Here is a 21,413-nt window from a genome sequence, read left to right as displayed (position 1 = left end):
CTTCGTGCTTCCAACGCCACTCATAGCTTTTCCAACCTTCTTTAAATTGCCCCAGAGCCAAAAGTTCCAGTGATTTGTTCCAATGCGCACCCGCATAGTCTGGCTTTAGGCTGATTGCTTTGTCATAGCTGTCTACCGCAGCCTCAGACTGCATGAGCGCCATTTGTGCATTACCTCGGTTGTAGTAAGCCTTGGCATAGTCGGGTTGAAGACTGATCGCTCGGTCATAACTTGCAACAGCCACCTCAAATTGTTTGAGGGCTTGTAGCGTATTGCCTTTATTGATGTATGCATCCACATAATCTGGCTTGATGCTGATTGCCTTGTCATAACTGCTCAACGCAGTTTCAAACTGTTTGAGATACGCCTGTGCATCACCTAGGTTGTAGTAGGCCTCTGCACAATCACTCTTCAACTCAATTGTTTTTTCAAAACTCTTTAATGCCTCGTCAAAGTTTTTCAGTGTTCGAAGGATGACACCTTTGTTCAAATAATTTTCATGATTGTTCGAGTTAAGTGCAATGGCGTTGTCGTAACTGATCAAAGCTTCGTCTAGTCTCTCCAATTGCTGCAACGCAATCGCTCGATTGGTATAGGCGGCGAAATGTTTTGCATTTAAGCCAATAGCTATGTCGCAATGTGCGACCGCCTGTTCATACTGGCGATCGTCTTTATACGCATTACCCAAATTACTGTGTACGTCAGCGTTATTGGCTTTTATTCTTATCGCTCTTTTAAAAATCTCAATCGATTTTTTAGTTTCTTGAAGTTGTCCTAAAACAATGCCATACAAATGCAAGCCATCAAAATGATTCGGCGTATCGTTGAGCAGATCTTCGAGAATTGATTTGGCTTGAACTGCTTGACCGTTTTGAAAAGAATTTAATCCAGCCATTAACTTTGTCATATTCTGCGATGATGCCGCGTTGGAGGCCACCGGTAGTTTGTCGCAATCCAACAACGCACCGGCGACCCGCTCCAATACCGAAGACCAACTTCGGTCAGCATCCTGCCTGTACAACTTGACCGATCCATACCAAGGACTGTCCTCTCTGTCCAACAACCAGCGCCAATCTGGGACGTAGGGCAGCAACACCCAGGTCGATTTGCCCAACGCACCTGACAAATGTGCCACGCTGGTACACGTGCTGATCACCACATCCATCAGCTCGCATAACGCCGCCGTATCTGCAAAGTTTTCGAGTTCATGACCAAAGTATCGGACGCTTGATTGCTTGAGTGTCTCTTGGTCTACCTCTCGGATCTCCTTTTGCAGGCAAACATACTCAAAGCCTTCTGGCAGGTAAGGCATCAACTCTTGCAGTTTGAGGCTGCGGTTTTGGTCGCCCTTAAAAGCGGGATTCCCACTCCACACCAAGCCAATCCGTGGCTTGGTTTTGCGCCCCAGTTTGGTACGCCATTGCGCTACTTTGACGCTGTCGCTACGCAGATAAGGCTCGGGTGAGGGGATCGTGCTGAGCTCTGTCTTGAAGGCTAAGGGCAAAGACAGCAGCGGACAGTGGTAGTCAAACGCAGGCAGTGCTTGGCCCTTCGCCACCAACTCGTCAACACCTTCCAAACTTTGTAGCAACGGCAACAAAGCAGCAGGGGCTTCCATCACCACACGGGCACCCAGCGCTTTGACCAGCTTGGCGTATCGGCAAAACTGGATGGTGTCGCCCAAGCCTTGCTCGCTATGCAGCAGGATAGTTTGCCCCTGCAATGACTCCACACCCAGCCACTGGGGTTGAGAGAAATTGGGAAGCTTTGACCCAAGATCTTCGTGCTTCCAACGCCACTCATAGCTTTTCCAACCTTCTTTAAATTGCCCCAGAGCCAAAAGTTCCAGTGATTTGTTCCAATGCGCACCCGCATAGTCTGGCTTTAGGCTGATTGCTTTGTCATAGCTGTCTACCGCAGCCTCAGACTGCATGAGCGCCATTTGTGCATTACCTCGGTTGTAGTAATTTTCATGATTGTTCGGGTTAAGTGCTATGGCCTTGTCGTAACTAATCAAAGCTTCGTCTAGTCTCTCCAATTGCTGCAATGCAATCGCTCGATTGGTATAGGCGCTGGAATGTTTTGCATTTAAGCCAATAGCTATATCGCAATGCGTGATGGCCAGCTCATACTGGCCATCATCTTTGTACGCATTACCCAAGTTGCTGTGTACGTCGGCGCTATTTGGTTGTATTTCTATCGCTCTTTTAAAAATCTCAATCGATTTCTTAGTTTCTTGAAGTTGCCCCAAAACAATCCCATACAGGTGCATGGCATCAAAATGATTCGGCGCATCGCGAAGCAAGTCTTCCAGAATTGATTTGGCTTGAACTGGTTGGCTATTTTGAAAAGCAGTCAGTCCTGCCATGAAATTTTTTGCGATCTGCTGCACGCCTACACTGTTGGCCACCGGTAGTTTGGCTTGGCTTAACAACGAACGACTTACCCCGTGCAGCACTGAAGACCAAGTTCGATCAGCATCCTGTCTGTACAGCTTGACTGAGCCATACCACGGGCTATCCTCCCTGTCGAGCAACCAGCGCCAATCCGGAACGTAGGGCAGCAACACCCAGGTCGATTTGCCCAAGGCTCCAGATAAATGTGCCACGCTGGTGTCCACACTGATCACCACATCCATCAGTTCGCACAACGCCGCCGTGTCTGCAAAGTCTTTGAGCTCATCGCCAACGTATTGAATGCTTGATTGCTTGAGCGCCTCTTGGTCGACGTCCCGGATTTCGTTTTGCAGACACACATACGCAAAGCCCTCAGGCAGGTACGGTGTCAACTCGTCCAGTGTGAGGCTGCGGTTGCGGTCGTTCTTGTGCACCGCACTACCGCTCCAAACCAAGCCAATGCGTGGCTTGGTCTTGCGGCCCAGTTTGGCACGCCATTGTTTGACCTTGGCCTTGTCGCTACGCAGGTAAGGCTCTGATGAGGGGATCGTGCTAAGCTCTGTTTTGAAGGCCAAGGGCAAAGACAGCAATGGACAGTGATAGTCAAATGCAGGCAATGCTTGCCCCCTCGCCACCAATTCATCAACACCTTCCAAGCCTTGTAGCAACGGCACTAGAGCAGTAGGAGACTCCATCACCACATGAGCCCCGAGTGCTTTGACCAACTTGGCGTATCGGCAAAACTGGATGGTGTCTCCCAAGCCCTGCTCGCTGTGCAGAAGAATAGTTTGACCCTGCAAAGACTCCACCCCTAGCCACAGGGGTTGAGAACTGACTAGCGGAATACCTCGTTGTTGACTGCCACGCCAGCCATATTCGTATAACTGCCAACCTTCGTAGAGTTTTCCAAGTAACAAAAGCGACAAGCTTTTATTCCAATAAATTTTATCGTTGTCACGGTTTAATGAGATTGCGCTGTCGTAGCTTTCAACCGCAGATAACGGCTGTGCATTGGCATGTAAAGCTAATCCGTAGTTAAAGAACGCATCAGAATTCGATTTATTTTCGATCAAAGCTTTGCCGATAAGAGAAACAGAAAGATCAGCATCGTTCCACGTCAGTGCAATGACGCCCAGCATATGTAGTGCATCAAAGTACGTAGGTTTAATTTGCAATACAGCCTCATAAATTGCCTTTGCCTGGGCTAACTGACCCTCTTTGTGAAAAGACAGTCCTTTCGTAAATAGCTGGAGGAGTTGGACTTCAGACGAATGCTCGGTTTCACCAACAACTTGCAATTCCAGCATGAAATTTTTTGCGATCTGCTGCACGCCTACACTGTTGGCCACCGGTAGTTTGGCTTGGCTTAACAACGAACGACTTACCCTGTGCAGCACTGAAGACCAAGTTCGATCAGCGTCCTGTCTGTACAACTTAACCGATCCATACCAAGGGCTATCTTCTCTGTCCAACAACCAGCGCCAATCAGGAACATGTTGCAACAACACCCAGGTCGATTTGCCTAAGGCCCCAGATAAATGTGCCACGCTGGTGTCCACACTGATCACCATATCCATCAGTTCGCACAACGCCGCTGTGTCTGCAAAGTTCTCAAGCTCATCGCCAAAGTATTGAATGCTTGATTGCTGGAGCGCCTCTTGGTCGACGTCCCGGATTTCGTTTTGCAGACACACATACGCAAAGCCCTCAGGCAGGTACGGTGTCAACTCGTCCAGTGTGAGGCTGCGGTTGCGGTCGTTCTTGTGCACCGTACTACCGCTCCAAACCAAGCCAATGCGTGGCTTGGTCTTGCGACCCAGTTTGGCGCGCCATCGCTTGACCTTGGCCTTGTCGCTACGCAGGTAAGGCTCGGGTGAGGGGATCGTGCTGAGCTCTGTCTTGAAGGCCAACGGCAAAGACAACAGCGGACAGTGGTAGTCAAACGCAGGCAGTGCTTGTCCCTTCTCTACCAATTCATCCACACCTTCCAAACTTTCTAGCAACGGCACCAAAGGCGCAGGTACTTCCATCACCACACGGGCACCCAGTGCTTTGACCAACTTGGCGTATCGGCAAAACTGGATGGTGTCTCCCAACCCCTGCTCGCTGTGCAGAAGAATAGTTTGACCCTGCAAAGACTCCACCCCTAGCCACCGAGGTTGAGAAAAATCGGGAAGCTTTGAGTCAAGACCTTCATATTTCCAACGCCACTCATACAGTTTCCAACCTTCTTCAAATTGGCTGAAAAGTAAACAAGCCAATGATTTACTCCAATGCGCGCCCGCATAGTCGGTTTTGAGATAAATGGCTTTGTCATAGCTATCTAGCGCATCCGCAGACCGTTTGAGCGACATCTGCGCAATACCTCGGTTGTAGTAAGCCTCTGCATAGTTGGGTTCGAGACTGATCGCTTGGTTGTAACTGACCACAGCTGCCTCAAATTGTTTGAGGGCTTGCAGAGTATTACCTTTGTTGATGAGTGCATCGACGTAATCTGGTTTGATGCTGATTGCCTTGTCATAGCTGCTCAGCGCCGCTTCATAATGATGCTGCTGTTTGAGTACAAGCCCGCAGTTGAAATAAGCCTCTGCACAATCACGCTTTAACTCAATTGTTTTTTCAAAACTCTTCAATGCCTCGTCAAAGTTGTTCCGTGTTCGAAGGATGACCCCCTTGTTCAAATAATTTTCATGATTGTTCGGGTTGAGTGCGATGGCCTTGTCATAACTGACTAAAGCTTCGTCTAGTCTCTCCAATTTCTGTAGCGCAATGGCTCGGTTGGTATAGGCACTGGCATGGTTTGCATTTAAGCGGATAGCCATCTCGCAATGCGTGATGGCTAGTTCATGCTGGCCATCATCTTTGTACGCATTACCTAAGTTGCTGTGTACGTCGGCGCTATTTGGTTGTATTTCTATCGCTCTTTTAAAAATCTCAATCGATTTTTTGGTTTCTTGAAGTTGCCCCAAAACAATGCCATATAGGTGCATGGCATCAAAATGATTCGGCGCATCTTTGAGCAAGTCTTCAAGGATTGATTTGGCTTGAACTGGTTGGCTATTTTGAAAAGCAGTTAGTCCTGCCATGAACTTTTTAGTGATCTGCTGCACGCCTACACTGTTGGCCACCGGTAGTTTGGCTTGGCTTAACAACGAACGACTTACCCTGTGCAGCACTGAAGACCAAGTTCGATCAGCGTCCTGTCTGTACAACTTGACCGATCCATACCAAGGACTGTCCTCTCTGTCCAACAACCAGCGCCAATCAGGAGAATATGACAACAACACCCAAGTTGGTTTGCCCAATGCCCCTGACAAATGCGCCACGCTAGTATCCACGCTGATCACCACATCCATCAGCTCACACAATGCAGCCGTATCTGCAAAGTTCTCAAGCTCATCGCCAAAGTATTGAATGCTTGATTGCTGGAGCATTTCTTGGTCGACCTCCCGGATTTCTTTTTGCAGACACACATACTCAAAACCATCCGGCAAATACGGCAGTAATTCTTCTAGTTTGAAGCTGCGGTTGTGGTCGTTTGTGTGCCCTGTACTACCGCTCCACACCAAACCTACGCGTGGCTTGGTTTTGCGCCCCAGTTTGGCACGCCATTGTTTGACCTTGGCCTTGTCGCTACGCAGGTAAGGCTCTGATGAGGGGATCGTGCTAAGCTCTGTTTTGAAGGCCAAGGGCAAAGACAGCAATGGACAGTGATAGTCAAATGCAGGCAATGCTTGCCCCCTCGCCACCAATTCATCAACACCTTCCAAGCCTTGTAGCAACGGCACTAGAGCAGTAGGAGACTCCATCACCACATGAGCCCCGAGTGCTTTGACCAACTTGGCGTATCGGCAAAACTGGATGGTGTCACCCAAGCCTTGCTCGCTGTGCAGCAGGATGGTTTGCCCCTGCAATGACTCCACACCTAGCCACAGGGGTTGAGAGAAATTGGGAAGCTTTAGCCCTAAACCTTCATGCTTCCAACGCCATTCATACAATTTCCAACCTTCTTCGAATCGACCGGAAAGTAAAAGAGTAAATGACTTATTCCAGTAGACCCCTGCGTAGTCTGGGTTGATGCTGATCGCTTCGTCGTAACTGGCTAATGCAGCCTCAATCTGCCCAAGATCTTTCAGCACGACAGCACGGTTCGAGTAAGCCTGCACAAAATCTGGTTTAATGCTGATCGCCTTGTTGTAACTATCCAATGCGGCATCCAACTGTTTTAGCTTTGATAGCACAGAACCGCGGTTGAGATAGGCATTTGCAAAGTCTGGCTTAACGCTGATGGCCTTGTCATAACTGGCAACAGCAGTTGGCAGTTGCTTGAGCTCTTGCAACGTAAGACCTTTCTTGAAATAGGCATCTGCGTAGTCTGGCTTGGTGTTGATCGCTCGGTCATAGCTGGCTAATGCAGCCTCAAATTGTTTGAGCTCCATCTGTGCATTGCCTCTATTGAAATAGGCCTCTGCGTTGCCCGGTTTGATGCCAATGGCCTGGTCGAAGCTAGCGATAGCAGCTTCAAACTGCTTAAGTTCCATGAACGCAATTGCACGGTTCAAGTAGGCCACAGCGTAATCGGATTTGATTGCTATCGCTGCGCTACTTGAGACTATCGCTTCCTCATATTTCCCAATATCTCGCTGAGTTTTACTTTTATTGTTCAATGCACTGAAATTTTTAGGGTCTAGCTTCAAGCATTCATCGTATGCCTCAATAGCTTGCGCTTTTAGGTTCAGTCCATCCAGCCCAAGTCCTAAGTTGTAATAGGCCTCTGCTGATTTCTTATTTTCTAAAAGCGCAGAAGATATGAGATTGACAGCTTCTCTATAATTTTCAAAATTTATCTCAGCAACACCGAGTGCATTCAATGCATCGAAGTGCTTAGGATTTTTTTTAAGCACAGCCTCATAAAGCATCTTTGCTCGCACCAACTGACCTTGTTTGTGCAAGGCCAGTCCTTGTTCAAACAATTTACCGACATCCTCTTGTCCCTGTTGACTTGGTGCTGGTAAAGAAAGCTGTTGCTTTACTCGCTTGACCAACGCACCAATCTCCAGCTCAGTCTGAAATTGACAGACGTAATCCACGTTCAAAGGGATAGACCCATTGCCTTCAGCGTATCGATCACCCACAAAGTCTTTGCGAACGGAGGTATACGGCAGCATCTTTTCTATAACTTTGCCAGCATAGACAGATCCATAGTCTTGCTGGGTGATGCGTTCATAAGTGTCAAATTGATCTTCGCAAACCACCTGAATGGCTATTTCCTCACATTGCCAGCGTGGGCACCAAAATGTGGTCCACCCTGTTTGGGAGTTGTTGACAAAATCAAACATCCTCGTTGACATGAGGTAGGCGTCGCTCTCAATGTGAACGATCTTGGTGAATTGATGCGCCTTGGCGTATTGCGCAGCAAAACCAAAGCTACGAAACCAGCCGGGATGGTGCAGGTTGCTCTGTCGCCCCAAGTTGTTTGAAAAATGAAACAACACTTTTTTAGCCGACGGACGCTGCGCTGGCAACTCGGTCAAGACTTCAAAGTCTGACCACTCCGGCAAGACAGGACTGCCGTCATCCACCATCAACATTTGGTCGAATTCAAGCGACGAAGACGCAAAGTAGTCAACCCACTTTCGGTATCTTTGCTGCCAATGCTGTGGGTTGTTCGAGAAGGATGTGCAGAATATTAAGGTGCTCATATTTTAATTTTAATACCATTAAAGTATTAAAATTAAACGGAAGCACTAAATTTGATAGCTAAGCTAGTCTACCCGCCTCTATCGTGATGGCTTGGTCGCAACGCGCTGCTAGCTTGGGGTCATGGGTGACCAAGACCAAGGTGGTACCAAGTTCTTGGTTGAGGGCGAACATCAAGTCCATGATGCGTTCACCACTCGCATGGTCCAAACTGCCTGTGGGCTCATCCGCGAGCAGCAAGGTAGGCTTGACCACAAAAGCACGAGCCAAGGCCACGCGCTGTTGCTCTCCGCCAGACAGCACTTTGGGGTAATGGTTGAGGCGCTCCCCCAAACCCACACGCTCCAGCATCTCGCGTGCCGCCAGACGCGGGTTGGGTTGTCCAGCCAACTCCAAAGGCAGCATGACGTTTTCCAGCGCGGTCATGTTGCCCAGCAACTGAAAACTTTGAAACACAAAACCAATTTGGCGCGCCCGCAAGGCAGCACGGGCATCTTCGCTCAAAACAAACATGTCTTGCCCGGCCAACACCACCGTGCCTTGGCTGGGTGTATCCAAGCCCGCCATGATGGACAACAAGGTGCTTTTGCCCGAGCCTGAGGCTCCCACAATCGCCAGCGACTGGTGCGCAGCAAGTGTGAAGTTGATATCGCGGAGAATGTCCAACGTACCGGTGGCGTCTTGCACCGACTTGAAAACATGAGAGACAGAAATCAATGGCGTGGGATGAGAGGTCAAGGGCGTGGTCATGAAAGGCAATGGCATGTGGAGACGACACTTTAACGTGGCGGCGCTGGGCAGCGCGCTCACAGGGCTTTTGGGCCTGCGCACAGCAGCGGCCGATCAAAAGGTGATCACCTCCACTGGGCAGGGCATGGAGGGCGAAATTTGGTCTACCGGCCCGCACCGTCGTGTGCAAACCAAAAGTGCCGTGCCCCCTCCCGGCTCAGCGCCTGCGGCAACTATTTTGGTGGTGGGTGATTCACTGAGCGCCGAATATGGCATTCCACGTGGCACCGGTTGGGTCAGCCTCTTAGCCATGAAACTGCGTACTGAACGACCCGATGTGCGGGTAGTCAACGCCAGCATCAGTGGCGACACCACAGCTGGAGGCCGCTCGCGCCTGCCCGCCGCCTTGGCGCAAGTTCGCCCCGTGTTGGTGGTGATTGAGTTAGGCGGCAACGACGCCCTGCGCGGCCTGGACCTCAACAGCAGCCAACAAAACTTGGAAGCGATGATCGAAGCCTCACGTGCCGTCAACGCGCGCGTGGTGCTGGTGGGCATGCAAGTACCGCCCAATTACGGGCCTGACTACAGCGCCAAGTTCTCAGCCATGTTTGCCAACCTGGCCAAAAAGTACCGTACGGGCTTGGTCCCGTTCTTTTTGCAAGGCATAGCTGATCGGCCTGACGCAGCGCAGCTGTTTCAGCCAGACCGCATCCACCCACGCGAAGAAGCGCATCCGCGTATGTTGGCCAATGTGTGGCCTGAAATCAAAAAACAGTTGTAAGAGAGTTCCGTGAGCGTTCAATTCATTTCGGCGCAAGACGCCATGGCCCGCATGGCCACGCCGCTGGGCGCCCCTGGGGGCTTTAGCACCATCATCGACGCGCGCAGTGAAGACGAATTTGCGCTCGACCACCTGCCCGGTGCCGTCAATTGGCCGTCTCTCAACAACGAAGAGCGCATCGTGATTGGCACCATGTACAAGCAAGTCAGTGCCTTTGAAGCGCAAAAGCACGGCGCGGCATTGGTGGCGGCCAATATTGCACGGCACATCCAACGCGAAGTGCTGCCGCTGCCGCGTACTTGGCAGCCCTTGATTTACTGCTGGCGGGGTGGCAAACGCAGCGGTTCGCTGGCCATGGTGCTGGGACAAATTGGTTTCAAGATTCACTTGATCGAAGGCGGCTACAAAGCTTTTCGCGCTGCGCTGCTGGCCTCTATTCCCGAGCTGGTGGCCCCCATTCAATGGCGCGTTGTGTGTGGGCCCACGGGATCAGGCAAAACCCGTTTGCTGCATGCCCTGGCAGCGGAGGGTGCGCAGGTGCTGGACTTGGAGGGCTTGGCCAACCATCGCAGTTCTGTGCTGGGCCATATTCCGGGCGTACCGCAACCCAGCCAAAAGCACTTTGACACCTTGGTGTGGACCGCCTTGAAAGGCTTCGACACCTCACGCCCGGTGTATGTCGAATCTGAGAGCCGTAAAGTGGGCAATCTGTCTGTGCCCGAAGTGCTGATGCTGTCCATGCGCGAAAGCCCCTGCCTGGATTTGCGTTTGAGTGATGACGAACGCGTGGCTTTGTTGATGGAGGACTACGACTTCTTCGTCAAAGACCCAGACTACTTTTGCAAACGACTCGACGCCTTGGTGGACCGGCGTGGTCGCGCCGTGGTGGAGGCCTGGAAAACACAGGTGATGGCGGGTGACAACGAGCCCGTGGTGCGCGAGCTACTCACCCTGCACTACGACCCAGGCTATGCCGAGTCCACTCGCCGCAACTTCAAACAGTTTGGGCAAGCCGCCGTGGTGCAACCTAGCGACCGCTCCATGGACGCCATGCGCGCCCTGGCACGCGACATCATGCGCCAGGGCTAAAGCGCACCGACGCACGGTAAGCATGCCAGGTGGCAAAGCCCAGCCATGGGCCCACCAACAACAAGCCTGCGGCTGAGGGCCACAAAGCCAGCAACACCAACACGGTGATGAGTGCGCCCCACCACAGCATGACGCCGGTCTGGCTCAAAAACACTCGCAAGCTGGTGATGCCCGCGGTGATGGCGTCGGTGTCACGGTCCAAGATCATGGGAATGGAAACCGCCATGGTGGCAAACACCAAACCCGCAAAGAAGCCCCCCACACACAGATAGGCGACCACAAATTCCCAGTTCTGTGGGTTGAACACAGCATCGATCACACTGGCGGTGGTGGGCATGCCACCGGTGTTGAAAAACACCGCAAAGACCACCAACGACGCACGTCCCCACAACAACTCCAACACCACCACGACCATGACCAACATGCCCATGCTACGCACATGCGGCTCCCAGCAAGTGAGCGAACTGCCCAAGGTCGGACGGTGACCGCGCTCGCGGTTCATGCTCACGTCGTACAGCCCCATCGCCAAGAACGGGCCCAACAACAAACAGCCAGAGATGGCCGACAAGGTGAACTCCGGGTTGCTGCGAAACACGGCACTCACGATGAGCGCCATGAGCCAAAAACATGACCCATAAAACAAAGTCACCAGGGGCTGTGACAGCAGATCACGAAACCCCAAGCCCAACCAACGCAAAGGATCAGAAAAACGCAAATCCATCACATCGATACGTTCTGGCGGCGTTTCGGTCGGTGCAGCAGCTTCGCTTTGCTCAGGCGTATCAACAGACATGGACATGACTCCTTGTTTCAAAGACACAGGTGTTGCAAAGCTTGCGCAAGATCTTGCTGCAAGTCCCGCACATCTTCCAGACCTATGCAAAAACGCACCACACGCCCCGTTTGAAGATGCGGCGTGGCAAGTTGGCGCGCAGCGCTCAGGTGATAGGGCACCACCAAGCTCATGGGGCCGCCCCAGCTATAGCCAATTTTGAACAATTGCAGGGCATCGCAAAATGCATCTATCTGCTGCGTGGTGTAACGCGTATCCACCACCACACTGAAAATACCTGCCGCCAAACCTTGAGGCTCTTGGGGCGTCACACACAGCTGCTGCCAATGCGCATGTCCGGGTGCGCCATGAAAAGCCGGGTGCAAGACTTGAGAAAACTGGGTCTGTTGACTGCACCAATTCGCCAGGTGTCGAGCTGCTTGGTCCTGTGCCCGATAGCGCAATGCCAAGCTGGGCAAAGCGCGCAACACCAGCTCGGCATCGTTGGCCGCCACCCCTGTGCCCAAACGCATGTGGCTGAGCTTGATGGTTTTGGCCAGTGCGTCACTGCGGGTGACGATGCTGCCCATCAGCACGTCACCGCCGCCACTGGGGTATTTGGTGAGGGCATGGATGGTCAGGTCCACGCCCAAGGGTGCATCGCCCTGCCCTGGTGTCAAGTCAAACGCATTGAAGGCCAAACCTGCACCCCACGTGTTGTCGAGTGCGCAACACACGCCACGGGCACGACACGCACGAACCAGTGCAGGCAGATCAGGAAACTCCATCGACACCGAGCCTGCCGCCTCCAGCCACACCAAGCGCGTGCGTTCGTTGATACGCGCGGCCAAATCGGCGGGGTTCATCGCGTCGTAGAACTGATGGCTGATGCCAAAGTGCGCCAACTCGCCCTCAGCCAGGGCTTTGTTGGGGCTGTAGGCGTTGTCTGGAATCAACACCTCGTCGCCTGCTTTCAGCAAGGCCAAATCAACTTGGGCAATGGCCGCTAGGCCACTGGGCGTCAAGATGCAGTGCGTACCCCCCTCCAGCGTGGCTAGGCGCTCTTCGAGGGTGAACGTGGTGGGCGTGCCATGCAAGCCGTAGGTATAGCTCGATTTATTCAACCACTCGCGTGTGCGCATGGCCGCGACATTGGGAAAAATCACCGTCGATGCTTTGAACACCCCAACCTGTGGCGCATCAAATTCAGACGGCGGTTGGTAAGGGTGATGAATAAGGTCGGTGCTGCGGGTCATGGGCAGATATTAACCAGCCCTGAAACGAAAAACTCCGCCAAGGCGGAGTTCTTAAAACAAAGCAAGCAAAAGGCGAATTAAACCTTCCACTTCTCCATCAATGCTGCTGGACGCATGTTGTCATACGGCTCAAACGGCTGATGAATCCAGGGGTTGGTGGGCAGATAGTCCACCGAGTAATCGGGCGCAAACGCTGACACGCCTTTGGTCCAAATCACGGCAGTGCGCAATTCGGTGATGGGTTGGTAGTTGTTCTTGAGTTGGTCCACCACAGCTTTGAGGGTGTGACCGGTGTCGGCCAAGTCGTCAACCAACAACACCTTGCCAGCGATTTCGCCTTTGGGGGTGGTGATGAAGCGGGCAATGTCCAAGTGGCCTTGCACAGTCCCTGCATCCGCACGGTACGAGCTGGTCGACATGATGGCCAAGGGCTTGTCGAAGATGCGCGACAAGATGTCCCCTGGACGCATGCCACCACGGGCCAGGCAAAGAATGGTGTCGAACTGCCAACCCGATTGGTGGATCTTGATGGCGAGTTTTTCAATCAGGTTGTGGTACTCGTCGTACGACACGTACAGGTGTTTGCCGTCTTCGGTCAACATGTCAAAGGTCCTTTAAAAAATTAAGCAATGTAGGGGTGGGTCAGCAAGATCGTGTGGTCACGGTCTGGGCTGGTCGACACCATGTGAATCGGCACACCAGTCGTCTCGGCAATGCGGTTGAGGTAGTGCTGTGCGGCCTTGGGCAGCTTGGCGTAATCGGTCACCCCCACGGTGCTGTCGCTCCAGCCAGGAATGCTTTCATAGATGGGTTTGCAGCGTGAAATCTCATCCGCGCCCATCGGCAAGATGTCTATTCTTTGTCCATCCAACTCATAGCCCACACACAACAGCAACTCGGTCAAGCCATCCAGCACGTCGAGCTTGGTGATGCACAAACCACTCAAGCCGTTGACTTGTGCGCTGCGCTTGAGCAAGGCGGCATCGAACCAACCGCAACGGCGGCTGCGACCGGTGGTCACGCCTTTTTCAGCGCCCACGGTGCTCATGTGGTAGCCAGGGTTGCCAGGAGTTTCCCAGTCCAACTCGGTGGGGAATGGGCCACCGCCCACACGGGTGCAATAGGCTTTGGTGATGCCCAAGATGTAGTGCAGCAAACCTGGGCCCACGCCCGCACCAGCAGCGGCATTGCCGGCCACACAGTTGCTGGAGGTGACAAACGGGTACGTGCCGTGGTCCACATCCAGCAAGGTGCCTTGCGCGCCTTCAAACAGCAAGTTGGCGCCTTGGGCATGGGCGTCGTTCAACTCACGCGACACATCGGCCACCATGGGCAGAATTTCTTTGGCGTAAGCCATGGCTTCGTTGTAGACGGTGTCGTAGTCCACCGCAGGGGCGTGCAAGATATCGGTCAACACATGGTTGTGCAACTCTAAGTTCTCACGTAGCTTGGTGGCAAAACGCTCAGGGTGCTTGAGGTCTTGCACGCGCAAGGCACGACGAGCGATTTTGTCTTCGTAGGCCGGGCCAATGCCGCGACCCGTGGTGCCAATCTTGGCGGTACCGGCTTTTTCTTTGGCCGCTTCGCGCGCAATGTCCAAGGCCGCGTGGTAGGGCAAGATCAAGGGGCAGGCCTCGCTGATGCGCAGGCGTGAACGCACTTCCACACCGGCTTTTTCAAGGCCTGCAATTTCTTCCAGCAGTTTGGTGGCCGACAGCACCACGCCGTTGCCTATGTAGCACTTCACACCTGGGCGCATGATGCCGCTGGGGATCAGATGCAGTGCAGTTTTCACGCCATTGATGACCAAGGTGTGGCCCGCGTTGTGACCACCTTGAAAGCGCACCACACCGGTGGCGGTTTCGGTCAGCCAGTCGACCAACTTGCCCTTGCCCTCGTCGCCCCATTGGGTGCCGACGACGACCACGTTACGACCTTTGGTAGCAGCCACGGCTTGTCCTTTGCTAGTGCTCATATCAAGTTCAATTGGAATTTAAAAAATTAAAGGGCCTGAACGACCCACTGGCCATTCACATCGACCAAGACGCGGTCGCAGTCGAATTCATCGACTTCGCTTTCATGCCCAGGCATCACGCACACCACAGTGTCTCCGTGCGCGCGCAAATGAGCAATGGCTTCGCGCAAACCTTTGGCCGTGCCCCAAGGCGCACGAATGGCGGCTTTCAAGGCACGGGCGGGAACCACACTGACCAACTCTTTCAGGTCCAGGCTGAAGCCTGCTGCCGGACGCTTGCGCCCAAACACGGCACCCACTTCGTCGTAGCGACCACCGCGCACCAACGCGTCACTGGCACCCGAGACATAGATGGCAAAGCGCACACCGCTGTAATAAGCGTAACCACGCAAGTCGGCCAAATCGAAGGTTGTGGGCACGTCCCCCAAATCAGCCGCCACCTGGCGCAGCTCGGTCAAAGCTTGTTGCACCTTTGGCCAAGCTGCAAAGGTTTGCTCAGCCTGTGTCAGTACCGACGCATCACCATACAAGCGCGCCAAGGCCACCAAAGCAGTCTGCACAGGCGCGGGCAAGCTGGCCGTCAAGGCACGCACCGCTGGCACGTCTTTGCTGGCCAAGGCGGCATGCAAGGCGTCGCGGGCATCAAGGGTGAGCGTGACGCCTTCGAGCAAGGCGGGCACGATGCGGGCATCGCTCAAGTCCACCGAAAAGTTGTGCAGGTTCACAGCCTTGAGACTGTCCAAGGCCAGGTGCAAAACTTCCAAATCGGCCTCTAAACCTGTATGGCCATAAATTTCAGCGCCAAATTGCAAAGGCTCACGGGTGGCAAACGGACGGTCAGGACGGGTGTGCAATACCGGACCGCAGTAACACAAACGTGTCACACCGGCACGGTTGAGCAAGTGCGCATCGATACGCGCCACTTGAGGCGTGGTGTCGGCACGCAAACCCAGCGTACGACCCGAGAGTTGGTCCACCAGTTTGAAGGTTTGAAGATCGAGTGCCCGACCCGTGCCTGACAGCAAGGATTCGAGGTACTCCAACAAAGGCGGCATGACCAACTCGTAGCCATAGCCACGTGCTGTGTCGAGATAAAGACGGCGGAGTTCTTCGATATGCCGGGCCTCGGAAGGCAAAACATCGGCGATGTGATCCGGCAAGACCCAAGCGGACATGAGATGAGGGGGGCTGTTAAAAAAGAGATTTTACCGGGCTTATGGGGACGTTTCCCATCAACCCAGCCACCACAAGATCAAAACACCGGTCAAGACACAGGCCAAGCCGAAGAATCGGATCTGGCCATTGTGCAAAGCCAGGATTTGCATCATTTTGTTGCGCCACCCTTCGGGCGACACAAAAGGCATCAAGCCTTCAAACACCAGCATCAGGCCAAAGGCCGTCCACAGCACGTCGCTGTTCAAGTCCATGCGTGAACCTTGTTATTTCTTGGCCGGAGCAGCCGACGAGGCACCGCTGCCACGAAAGGCTTTGAAGAAGTCGCTGGAGGGGTCGACCACCATCACATCGCTCTTCTTGCTGAAGGTGGTTTTGTAGGCTTCCAGGCTGCGGTAGAACTGCGCAAACTGTGCATCACGACCAAACGACTCGGCGTAAATTTGAGCCGCTTGGGCATCGCCCTCACCTTTGATTTTTTGTGCTTCACGGTAAGCGTTGGCCACGGTAACTTCACGTTGACGGTCGGCATCGGCACGAATTTTCTCGCCTTCAGCAGCACCCGTTGATCGCAACTCATTGGCCACGCGTTTGCGCTCGGCCTCCATGCGGCGGTACACCGACTCGGTGATGGCATCGACATAGTCGGCACGGGTGATGCGCACATCCACCACGTCCACGCCCCAAGGCTTGGCCCCTTTGACGGCTGCCAGCACTTCGCGTTTGACGTCTTCCAGCAAGGCTTCGCGCTTGAGCGACAACAGCTCTTTCACGGTGCGCTTGTTGATTTCCTCTTGAAACGCGTTGCGCACCACGCGGCTGAGTTGTATGGCGCCCGCGTTTTCATCCAGACCCACGTTACGGATGTACTGTGATGGATCGGTGATGCGCCAACGGGCGTACCAGTCAATCACCACGCGTTGCTTTTCAGCGGTCAACATGGGCTCGGTGTCGGCGTTGTCCAGGGTCAACAAGCGTTTGTCGATGTAGGTGACGTTTTGAAATGGCGGCGGCAACTTGACGTTGAGTCCAGGTTCGGTGATCACATCCTTGATCTGGCCCAAGGAATACACCACACCAAACTGGCGTTGGTCGACCACAAACAACATCGAGCTGATGAGGGCCAAACCAACCAAGGCCGATGAAATATAAAAACCAATTTTGCTATTCATGTTCTTGCTCCCTGATCAACGGCCATCACGGTCACGGCTGCGGCCATCACGGGCACGCGCGTCGAGGGTGGCTGCGCTGGCCGCATTGGGCGTCGCAGGAGACGTGTTGTTCTCGGTGGTTGACACGGGGGCAGCAGGTGTTGCTCCGCCCGACGCTTGTTGAATGATTTTGTCGAGCGGCAAATACAGCAAGTTGGAACCCTGTTTGGAGTCCACCAACACCTTGGTGACGTTGCTGTAGATCTGTTGCATGGTGTCGATGTACAAGCGATCGCGTGTGACCTGCGGTGCTTTTTGGTACTCGGCATACAGCGACTTGAAACGTTGCGCGTCACCCTGTGCTTGCGCCACGATGCGAGCTTTGTAACCATCGGCCTCCTGCTTCAAGCGCGAGGCGGTACCCACGGCGCGTGGCACCACGTCGTTGGCATAGGCTTCGGCTTCGTTCTTGGCGCGTTCGCGCTCTTGGCCGGCTTTGAGCACATCGTCAAAAGCAGCTTGCACTTGTTCTGGAGGACGCACGCCACCTTGTTGCAAGTTGATGCCCACCACCTCGATGCCGACCTTGTAGTGGTCCAAGATTTGTTGCATCAAGCTGCGAATGCGCGGACCAATCTGGTCGCGCTCTTCCGACATGGCCGAGTCCATCTTCATTTTGCCCACCACTTCGCGCACCGCTGTTTCAGCAGCTTGCACCACGGTGTCGGTGGGGTTCTTAGTTTCAAACAAATAGGCCCGCGCATCGGTCAAGCGGTATTGCACGGCAAATTTGATTTCCAGAATGTTTTCGTCTTCGGTCAGCATGGCCGACTCGCGCAGCCCCGTCGACTTGATGACGTTGTCACGCCCCACATCGACCGAGCGAATCTGTGTCACAAACACCAGCTCATGGCGCTGGAATGGGTACGGCAAACGCCAGTTGAAACCCGCGCCCACCGTGGCCTTGTAACGACCGAACTGGGTGATCACCGCTTGCTGGCCTTCTTGCACAATGAAAAAACCAGTGCAAAACCAAATCACCAACAACACGGCCGCCACCACGCCCAAGCCCACACGTGCCCCCGGCAGACTAGGCCCTGTTGGCATGCCGCCTTTAGGGGGCTCAGAGCCTCCTTTGCCGCCACCCAACAAGCCTGAGAGTTTGCGGTTGAAGTCGCGCCACAACTCATCCAAATCAGGTGGCCCACCCGCCGTGCTGGGGCGTTGGTTACCAGGCGGTACTTGGTCCGGCGCTGGCTTGTCTTCAGGCGCACCGTTGCCACCCGAGTTAGCCCCCGTTGGCGTGTCGCGGCCCCAGCGTCCATCGTTGAGATTGAACATGCCGAGCAGGCGAGCCAGCCAGTACGGGCGGCGTTCAGCTTTGGAGTTGGAGTTCATGCGCATGGTTGTGATTGATCAGAAGTCTTGATTGTGCCTAATTGCCACCGGGTTCAATCTAAAACCGGTGGTGTCGTCAGGTCATCGGGCATGTGTTGCATAGCCTCTTGAGCCAGGTACTCACGCAAAGCCAACAGCCCCTCGCCCGTTCGGGCGCTGACAAAGAAACGAGGTACAGCTTGGCCGTCTACCGTGTAGTGGTCATGCAACTGCATAGGACGCTTGTCCTCACTGATGGCGTCGAGTTTGTTGAACACCAGGACTTGCGGCACATCGGCGGCACCGATCTCTACCAGCACCTTGTGCACCTCGTCCATTTGTTCTGGGAAATTCGAGTTGGAGGCATCCACCACATGCATCAGCAATGTGGCATCAGCGGCTTCTTGCAGCGTGGCTTGGAACGCATCGATCAAGCCGTGCGGCAAATCACGGATGAAACCCACCGTGTCCGACAAAGACACCGAACGCCCGCCCCCTTGCTTGTCGCCCAAATAGAGCTGCCGCGTGGTGGTGTCGAGGGTGGCAAACAGCTGGTCCGCGGCATAAGCGCGTGCCTTGACCAAGGCGTTGAACAAAGTGGACTTGCCCGCGTTGGTGTAACCCACCAGAGAAATCGTGAAGGCGTCGCGCCGCTGGCGTTGCCGACGTTGTGTGCTGCGCTGGCGTTTGACTTTTTCCAAGCGCTCACGGGTGCGTTTGATGGACTCGCCGATCATGCGACGGTCTAACTCGATCTGGCTCTCGCCGGGGCCACCGCGCATGCCGATACCACCGCTTTGTCGCTCCAAGTGCGACCAGCGTCTCACCAAGCGTGTGCTGAGGTATTGCAGCTTGGCCAGCTCCACCTGCAACTTGCCCTCGTGGCTGCGCGCACGCTGAGCAAAGATTTCCAGAATGAGCAAGGTGCGGTCATTGACCGCTATCCCCATGTGACGCTCTAAGTTGCGCTGCTGGGCTGGGCTCAAAGACTGGTCGAACAAAATTTCTGTGGCCCCGTGCAACACAGCTAGAGCTTTGATTTCATCGGCCTTGCCACTGCCCACAAACAAGGCTGCATCCGGTGCTTTGCGTTTGCAAGTAACGCGTGCCACGGGCCGCAACCCAGCAGTTTGAGCCAGTAGGCCCAGTTCTTCGAGTTCGCCATCAAAATGTGGCAAACCAAAATCTACCCCAACCAAAATGGTGGGTGCGTCGTTGTTGTGGCTGGAATCGGTCAAATGGTCAGTCTAAGAGTTCAATGTCAATGATGCATAAAAAAAGGGCTGTAACAGCCCCTTTTTCAGAGTACTCAGGTTCAAACTTCGGGCGAACTGCCTGTGCCGTCGGCGGCATTGAAGTTCACCGCACGACCCGGCACGATGGTTGAAATCGCGTGCTTGTAAACCATTTGGGTGACCGTATTCCGAAGAAGTACCACGTATTGATCAAAAGATTCAATTTGACCTTGGAGCTTGATGCCATTGACCAAGTAAATGGAAACCGGCACATGTTCGCGACGCAATATGTTGAGGAAAGGATCTTGCAACAGTTGGCCTTTGTTCTTTGAGTTGTCGGTGTTCATGTTCACGATATTCTCCGTGTTTCAGTGGTTGTAAAAGAAGCCTCACCTTACCACAGCGGCAAGACTTTCTAACTCATTCAGGCGTCCTTGTCCTTGTAGGGATTGCTGGACGTGCGCATCTGAATGCGTAAAGGCGTCCCTTCCAAAGAAAACGCTTTGCGAAAACGCCCTTCCAAGAAACGCTTGTAGGCCTCGGTCACGTGCTCCAACGAGTTGCCATGAATCACGATGACAGGTGGGTTCATGCCACCCTGATGGGCATAGCGCATTTTGGGGCGGAACATGCCGGCACGCTGCGGGCTTTGGAACTGCACAGCCTCAAGCAGCAAGCGCGTGAGCACCGGCGTCGACATCTTGCACATGGCCGCCCGGTGCGCTTGTGCGATGGCGCCCCACAGAGGCCCCAAACCTTGGCGCTTTTTGGCCGAGATGAAATGCAAAGCAGCAAACTTTAAAAATGGCAGCCGTGTTTCAATGGAGCGTTGCAACATCTCACGCTGGTATGCGTCAACCGCATCCCATTTGTTCACCGCCAACACCACGGCCCGACCGCTCTCCAAGATGTAGCCCGCAATGTGGGCATCTTGATCGGTCACACCCTGGGTGGCATCGAGCAACAGCAACACGACATTCGCAGACTCAATGGCTTGCAAGGTCTTGACCACCGAAAACTTTTCAATGGCCTCAAACACCTTGCCCTTGCGGCGCAAGCCGGCGGTGTCGATCAATTCAAACTTCTGACCATCGCGCTCAAACGGCACGCTGATGGCATCACGTGTGGTGCCGGGCAAATCAAACGCCACCAAACGCTCTTCACCCAACCAGGTGTTGATGAGGGTTGATTTGCCCACGTTGGGACGACCAGCCACGGCCAGCTTGATCGTGCCGTCGTCGACATGCTCGGCGTCTTCGTCCACATCCGGCAGATGCAAAGGCGCGAGAGCCATTTCAACCATGGAGCGAATGCCCTGACCATGTGCCGCGGACACAGGCAACACTTCGCCCAAGCCCAACTCATAAAACTCCACCAATTGCATGCCTTCGCGCATGCCCTCGGCTTTGTTCGCCACCAACAAGCAAGGTTTGCCCAAGCGGCGCAGGTACTTGGCAATGTCATGGTCTTGCGCTGACAAGCCCCCACGGGCATCGACGACAAACACCACCACATCAGCCTCAGCGACGGCTTGCTGGGTTTGGCGAGCCATTTCCTTGTAAATGCCTTCTGTGGCATCGGGCTCAAAGCCACCGGTGTCGATGACGATGAATTCAAGCTTGCCAAACTTGGCGTTGCCATAGTGGCGATCACGGGTCAGACCCGCGTAGTCAGCCACAATCGCATCACGCGATTGGGTCAGACGATTGAACAACGTGGACTTGCCAACGTTGGGGCGACCCACCAGGGCCAAAACGGGTTTCAAAACATATTCCTTAA

The 21,413-nt window shown here is 53.9% G+C and carries 15 protein-coding genes; 2 read left to right on the top strand and 13 right to left on the bottom strand.

Annotated elements, in window-relative coordinates; all coding sequences use genetic code 11:
• Together B9Z41_RS16035 and B9Z41_RS16030 are read right to left on the bottom strand one after the other, a co-directional pair.
• Window positions 1-7,987, bottom strand: a 7,987-nt coding sequence (locus tag B9Z41_RS16035) for a tetratricopeptide repeat protein (protein ID WP_233202749.1), incomplete at its 3' end; no start/stop codon positions are given.
• Window positions 7,988-8,156: 169 nt separating this feature from the next.
• The gene (locus tag B9Z41_RS16030; RefSeq protein ID WP_233202748.1) at window positions 8,157-8,861 is read right to left on the bottom strand and encodes an ABC transporter ATP-binding protein; all 705 of its coding nucleotides are present in this window, start codon (window positions 8,859-8,861) and stop codon (window positions 8,157-8,159) included.
• Window positions 8,862-8,970: 109 nt separating this feature from the next.
• Here B9Z41_RS16030 and B9Z41_RS16025 point away from each other — a divergent pair, with 109 nt between their 5' ends.
• Both B9Z41_RS16025 and mnmH read left to right on the top strand, forming a co-directional pair.
• Window positions 8,971-9,606, top strand: a complete 636-nt coding sequence (locus B9Z41_RS16025; RefSeq protein WP_100148094.1) for an arylesterase — start codon at window positions 8,971-8,973, stop codon at window positions 9,604-9,606.
• Window positions 9,607-9,615: 9 nt separating this feature from the next.
• Complete coding sequence (gene mnmH, locus B9Z41_RS16020) at window positions 9,616-10,695, top strand: tRNA 2-selenouridine(34) synthase MnmH (protein WP_100148081.1); 1,080 nt, start codon at window positions 9,616-9,618, stop codon at window positions 10,693-10,695.
• Here mnmH and B9Z41_RS16015 read toward each other — a convergent pair.
• From B9Z41_RS16015 to der, 11 genes are all read right to left on the bottom strand, one after another.
• On the bottom strand, window positions 10,679-11,488 hold the full coding sequence (locus tag B9Z41_RS16015) for a DUF2189 domain-containing protein (protein WP_369823356.1): 810 nt from the start codon (window positions 11,486-11,488) through the stop codon (window positions 10,679-10,681). The two genes, mnmH and B9Z41_RS16015, sit on opposite strands and share 17 nt — an antisense overlap.
• Before the next feature lie 17 nt (window positions 11,489-11,505).
• Window positions 11,506-12,723 (bottom strand): PLP-dependent transferase, encoded by a 1,218-nt coding sequence (locus B9Z41_RS16010; RefSeq protein WP_100148080.1) that lies wholly within the window; start codon window positions 12,721-12,723, stop codon window positions 11,506-11,508.
• Window positions 12,724-12,800: 77 nt separating this feature from the next.
• Window positions 12,801-13,325, bottom strand: a complete 525-nt coding sequence (locus B9Z41_RS16005; protein WP_100148079.1) for a phosphoribosyltransferase — start codon at window positions 13,323-13,325, stop codon at window positions 12,801-12,803.
• 20 nt (window positions 13,326-13,345) lie between these two features.
• On the bottom strand, window positions 13,346-14,674 hold the full coding sequence (locus B9Z41_RS16000; RefSeq protein ID WP_100148092.1) for an adenylosuccinate synthase: 1,329 nt from the start codon (window positions 14,672-14,674) through the stop codon (window positions 13,346-13,348).
• Window positions 14,675-14,724: 50 nt separating this feature from the next.
• A complete protein-coding gene (locus tag B9Z41_RS15995) occupies window positions 14,725-15,873 on the bottom strand; it encodes an ATP phosphoribosyltransferase regulatory subunit (RefSeq protein ID WP_100148078.1) in 1,149 nt (382 codons plus the stop codon).
• Between the two features lie 57 nt (window positions 15,874-15,930).
• The gene (locus tag B9Z41_RS15990; RefSeq protein ID WP_199173012.1) at window positions 15,931-16,125 is read right to left on the bottom strand and encodes a DUF2065 domain-containing protein; all 195 of its coding nucleotides are present in this window, start codon (window positions 16,123-16,125) and stop codon (window positions 15,931-15,933) included.
• Window positions 16,126-16,137: 12 nt separating this feature from the next.
• Window positions 16,138-17,043: a protease modulator HflC gene (hflC, locus tag B9Z41_RS15985; protein ID WP_100148077.1), complete on the bottom strand. Its 906-nt coding sequence runs from the start codon at window positions 17,041-17,043 to the stop codon at window positions 16,138-16,140.
• A 15-nt stretch (window positions 17,044-17,058) separates the two neighbouring features.
• The gene (gene hflK, locus B9Z41_RS15980) at window positions 17,059-18,420 is read right to left on the bottom strand and encodes an FtsH protease activity modulator HflK (protein ID WP_100148090.1); all 1,362 of its coding nucleotides are present in this window, start codon (window positions 18,418-18,420) and stop codon (window positions 17,059-17,061) included.
• 53 nt (window positions 18,421-18,473) lie between these two features.
• Entirely contained in the window at window positions 18,474-19,637 is a 1,164-nt protein-coding gene (gene hflX / locus B9Z41_RS15975; protein WP_100148076.1) for a GTPase HflX, read from the bottom strand.
• 77 nt (window positions 19,638-19,714) lie between these two features.
• Window positions 19,715-19,981, bottom strand: coding sequence for an RNA chaperone Hfq (hfq, locus tag B9Z41_RS15970; protein ID WP_100148075.1), 267 nt, complete (start codon window positions 19,979-19,981; stop codon window positions 19,715-19,717).
• A gap of 77 nt (window positions 19,982-20,058) precedes the next feature.
• Window positions 20,059-21,399 (bottom strand): ribosome biogenesis GTPase Der, encoded by a 1,341-nt coding sequence (gene der / locus B9Z41_RS15965; RefSeq protein ID WP_100148074.1) that lies wholly within the window; start codon window positions 21,397-21,399, stop codon window positions 20,059-20,061.
• Between the last annotated feature and the right edge of the window lie 14 nt (window positions 21,400-21,413).

Source organism: Limnohabitans sp. JirII-31 (assembly GCF_002778315.1).
Lineage (GTDB): Bacteria > Pseudomonadota > Gammaproteobacteria > Burkholderiales > Burkholderiaceae_C > Limnohabitans.
Note: the sequence above shows the minus strand (reverse complement) of the source record. Positions and strands in the feature narration are given on the sequence as shown.

Bases quoted from the DNA above. Each gene is read 5' to 3' on its own strand.
- B9Z41_RS15995 (WP_100148078.1), bottom strand. From the start codon at position 15,873: ATGTCCGCTTGGGTCTTGCCGGATCACATCGCCGATGTTTTGCCTTCC.
- B9Z41_RS16015 (WP_369823356.1), bottom strand. From the start codon at position 11,488: ATGTCTGTTGATACGCCTGAGCAAAGCGAAGCTGCTGCACCGACCGAA.
- B9Z41_RS16025 (WP_100148094.1), top strand. From the start codon at position 8,971: ATGGAGGGCGAAATTTGGTCTACCGGCCCGCACCGTCGTGTGCAAACC.
- hfq (WP_100148075.1), bottom strand. From the start codon at position 19,981: ATGAACACCGACAACTCAAAGAACAAAGGCCAACTGTTGCAAGATCCT.
- hflC (WP_100148077.1), bottom strand. From the start codon at position 17,043: ATGAATAGCAAAATTGGTTTTTATATTTCATCGGCCTTGGTTGGTTTG.
- B9Z41_RS15990 (WP_199173012.1), bottom strand. From the start codon at position 16,125: ATGGACTTGAACAGCGACGTGCTGTGGACGGCCTTTGGCCTGATGCTG.
- B9Z41_RS16005 (WP_100148079.1), bottom strand. From the start codon at position 13,325: ATGTTGACCGAAGACGGCAAACACCTGTACGTGTCGTACGACGAGTAC.
- B9Z41_RS16010 (WP_100148080.1), bottom strand. From the start codon at position 12,723: ATGACCCGCAGCACCGACCTTATTCATCACCCTTACCAACCGCCGTCT.
- B9Z41_RS16030 (WP_233202748.1), bottom strand. From the start codon at position 8,861: ATGCCATTGCCTTTCATGACCACGCCCTTGACCTCTCATCCCACGCCA.
- hflK (WP_100148090.1), bottom strand. From the start codon at position 18,420: ATGAACTCCAACTCCAAAGCTGAACGCCGCCCGTACTGGCTGGCTCGC.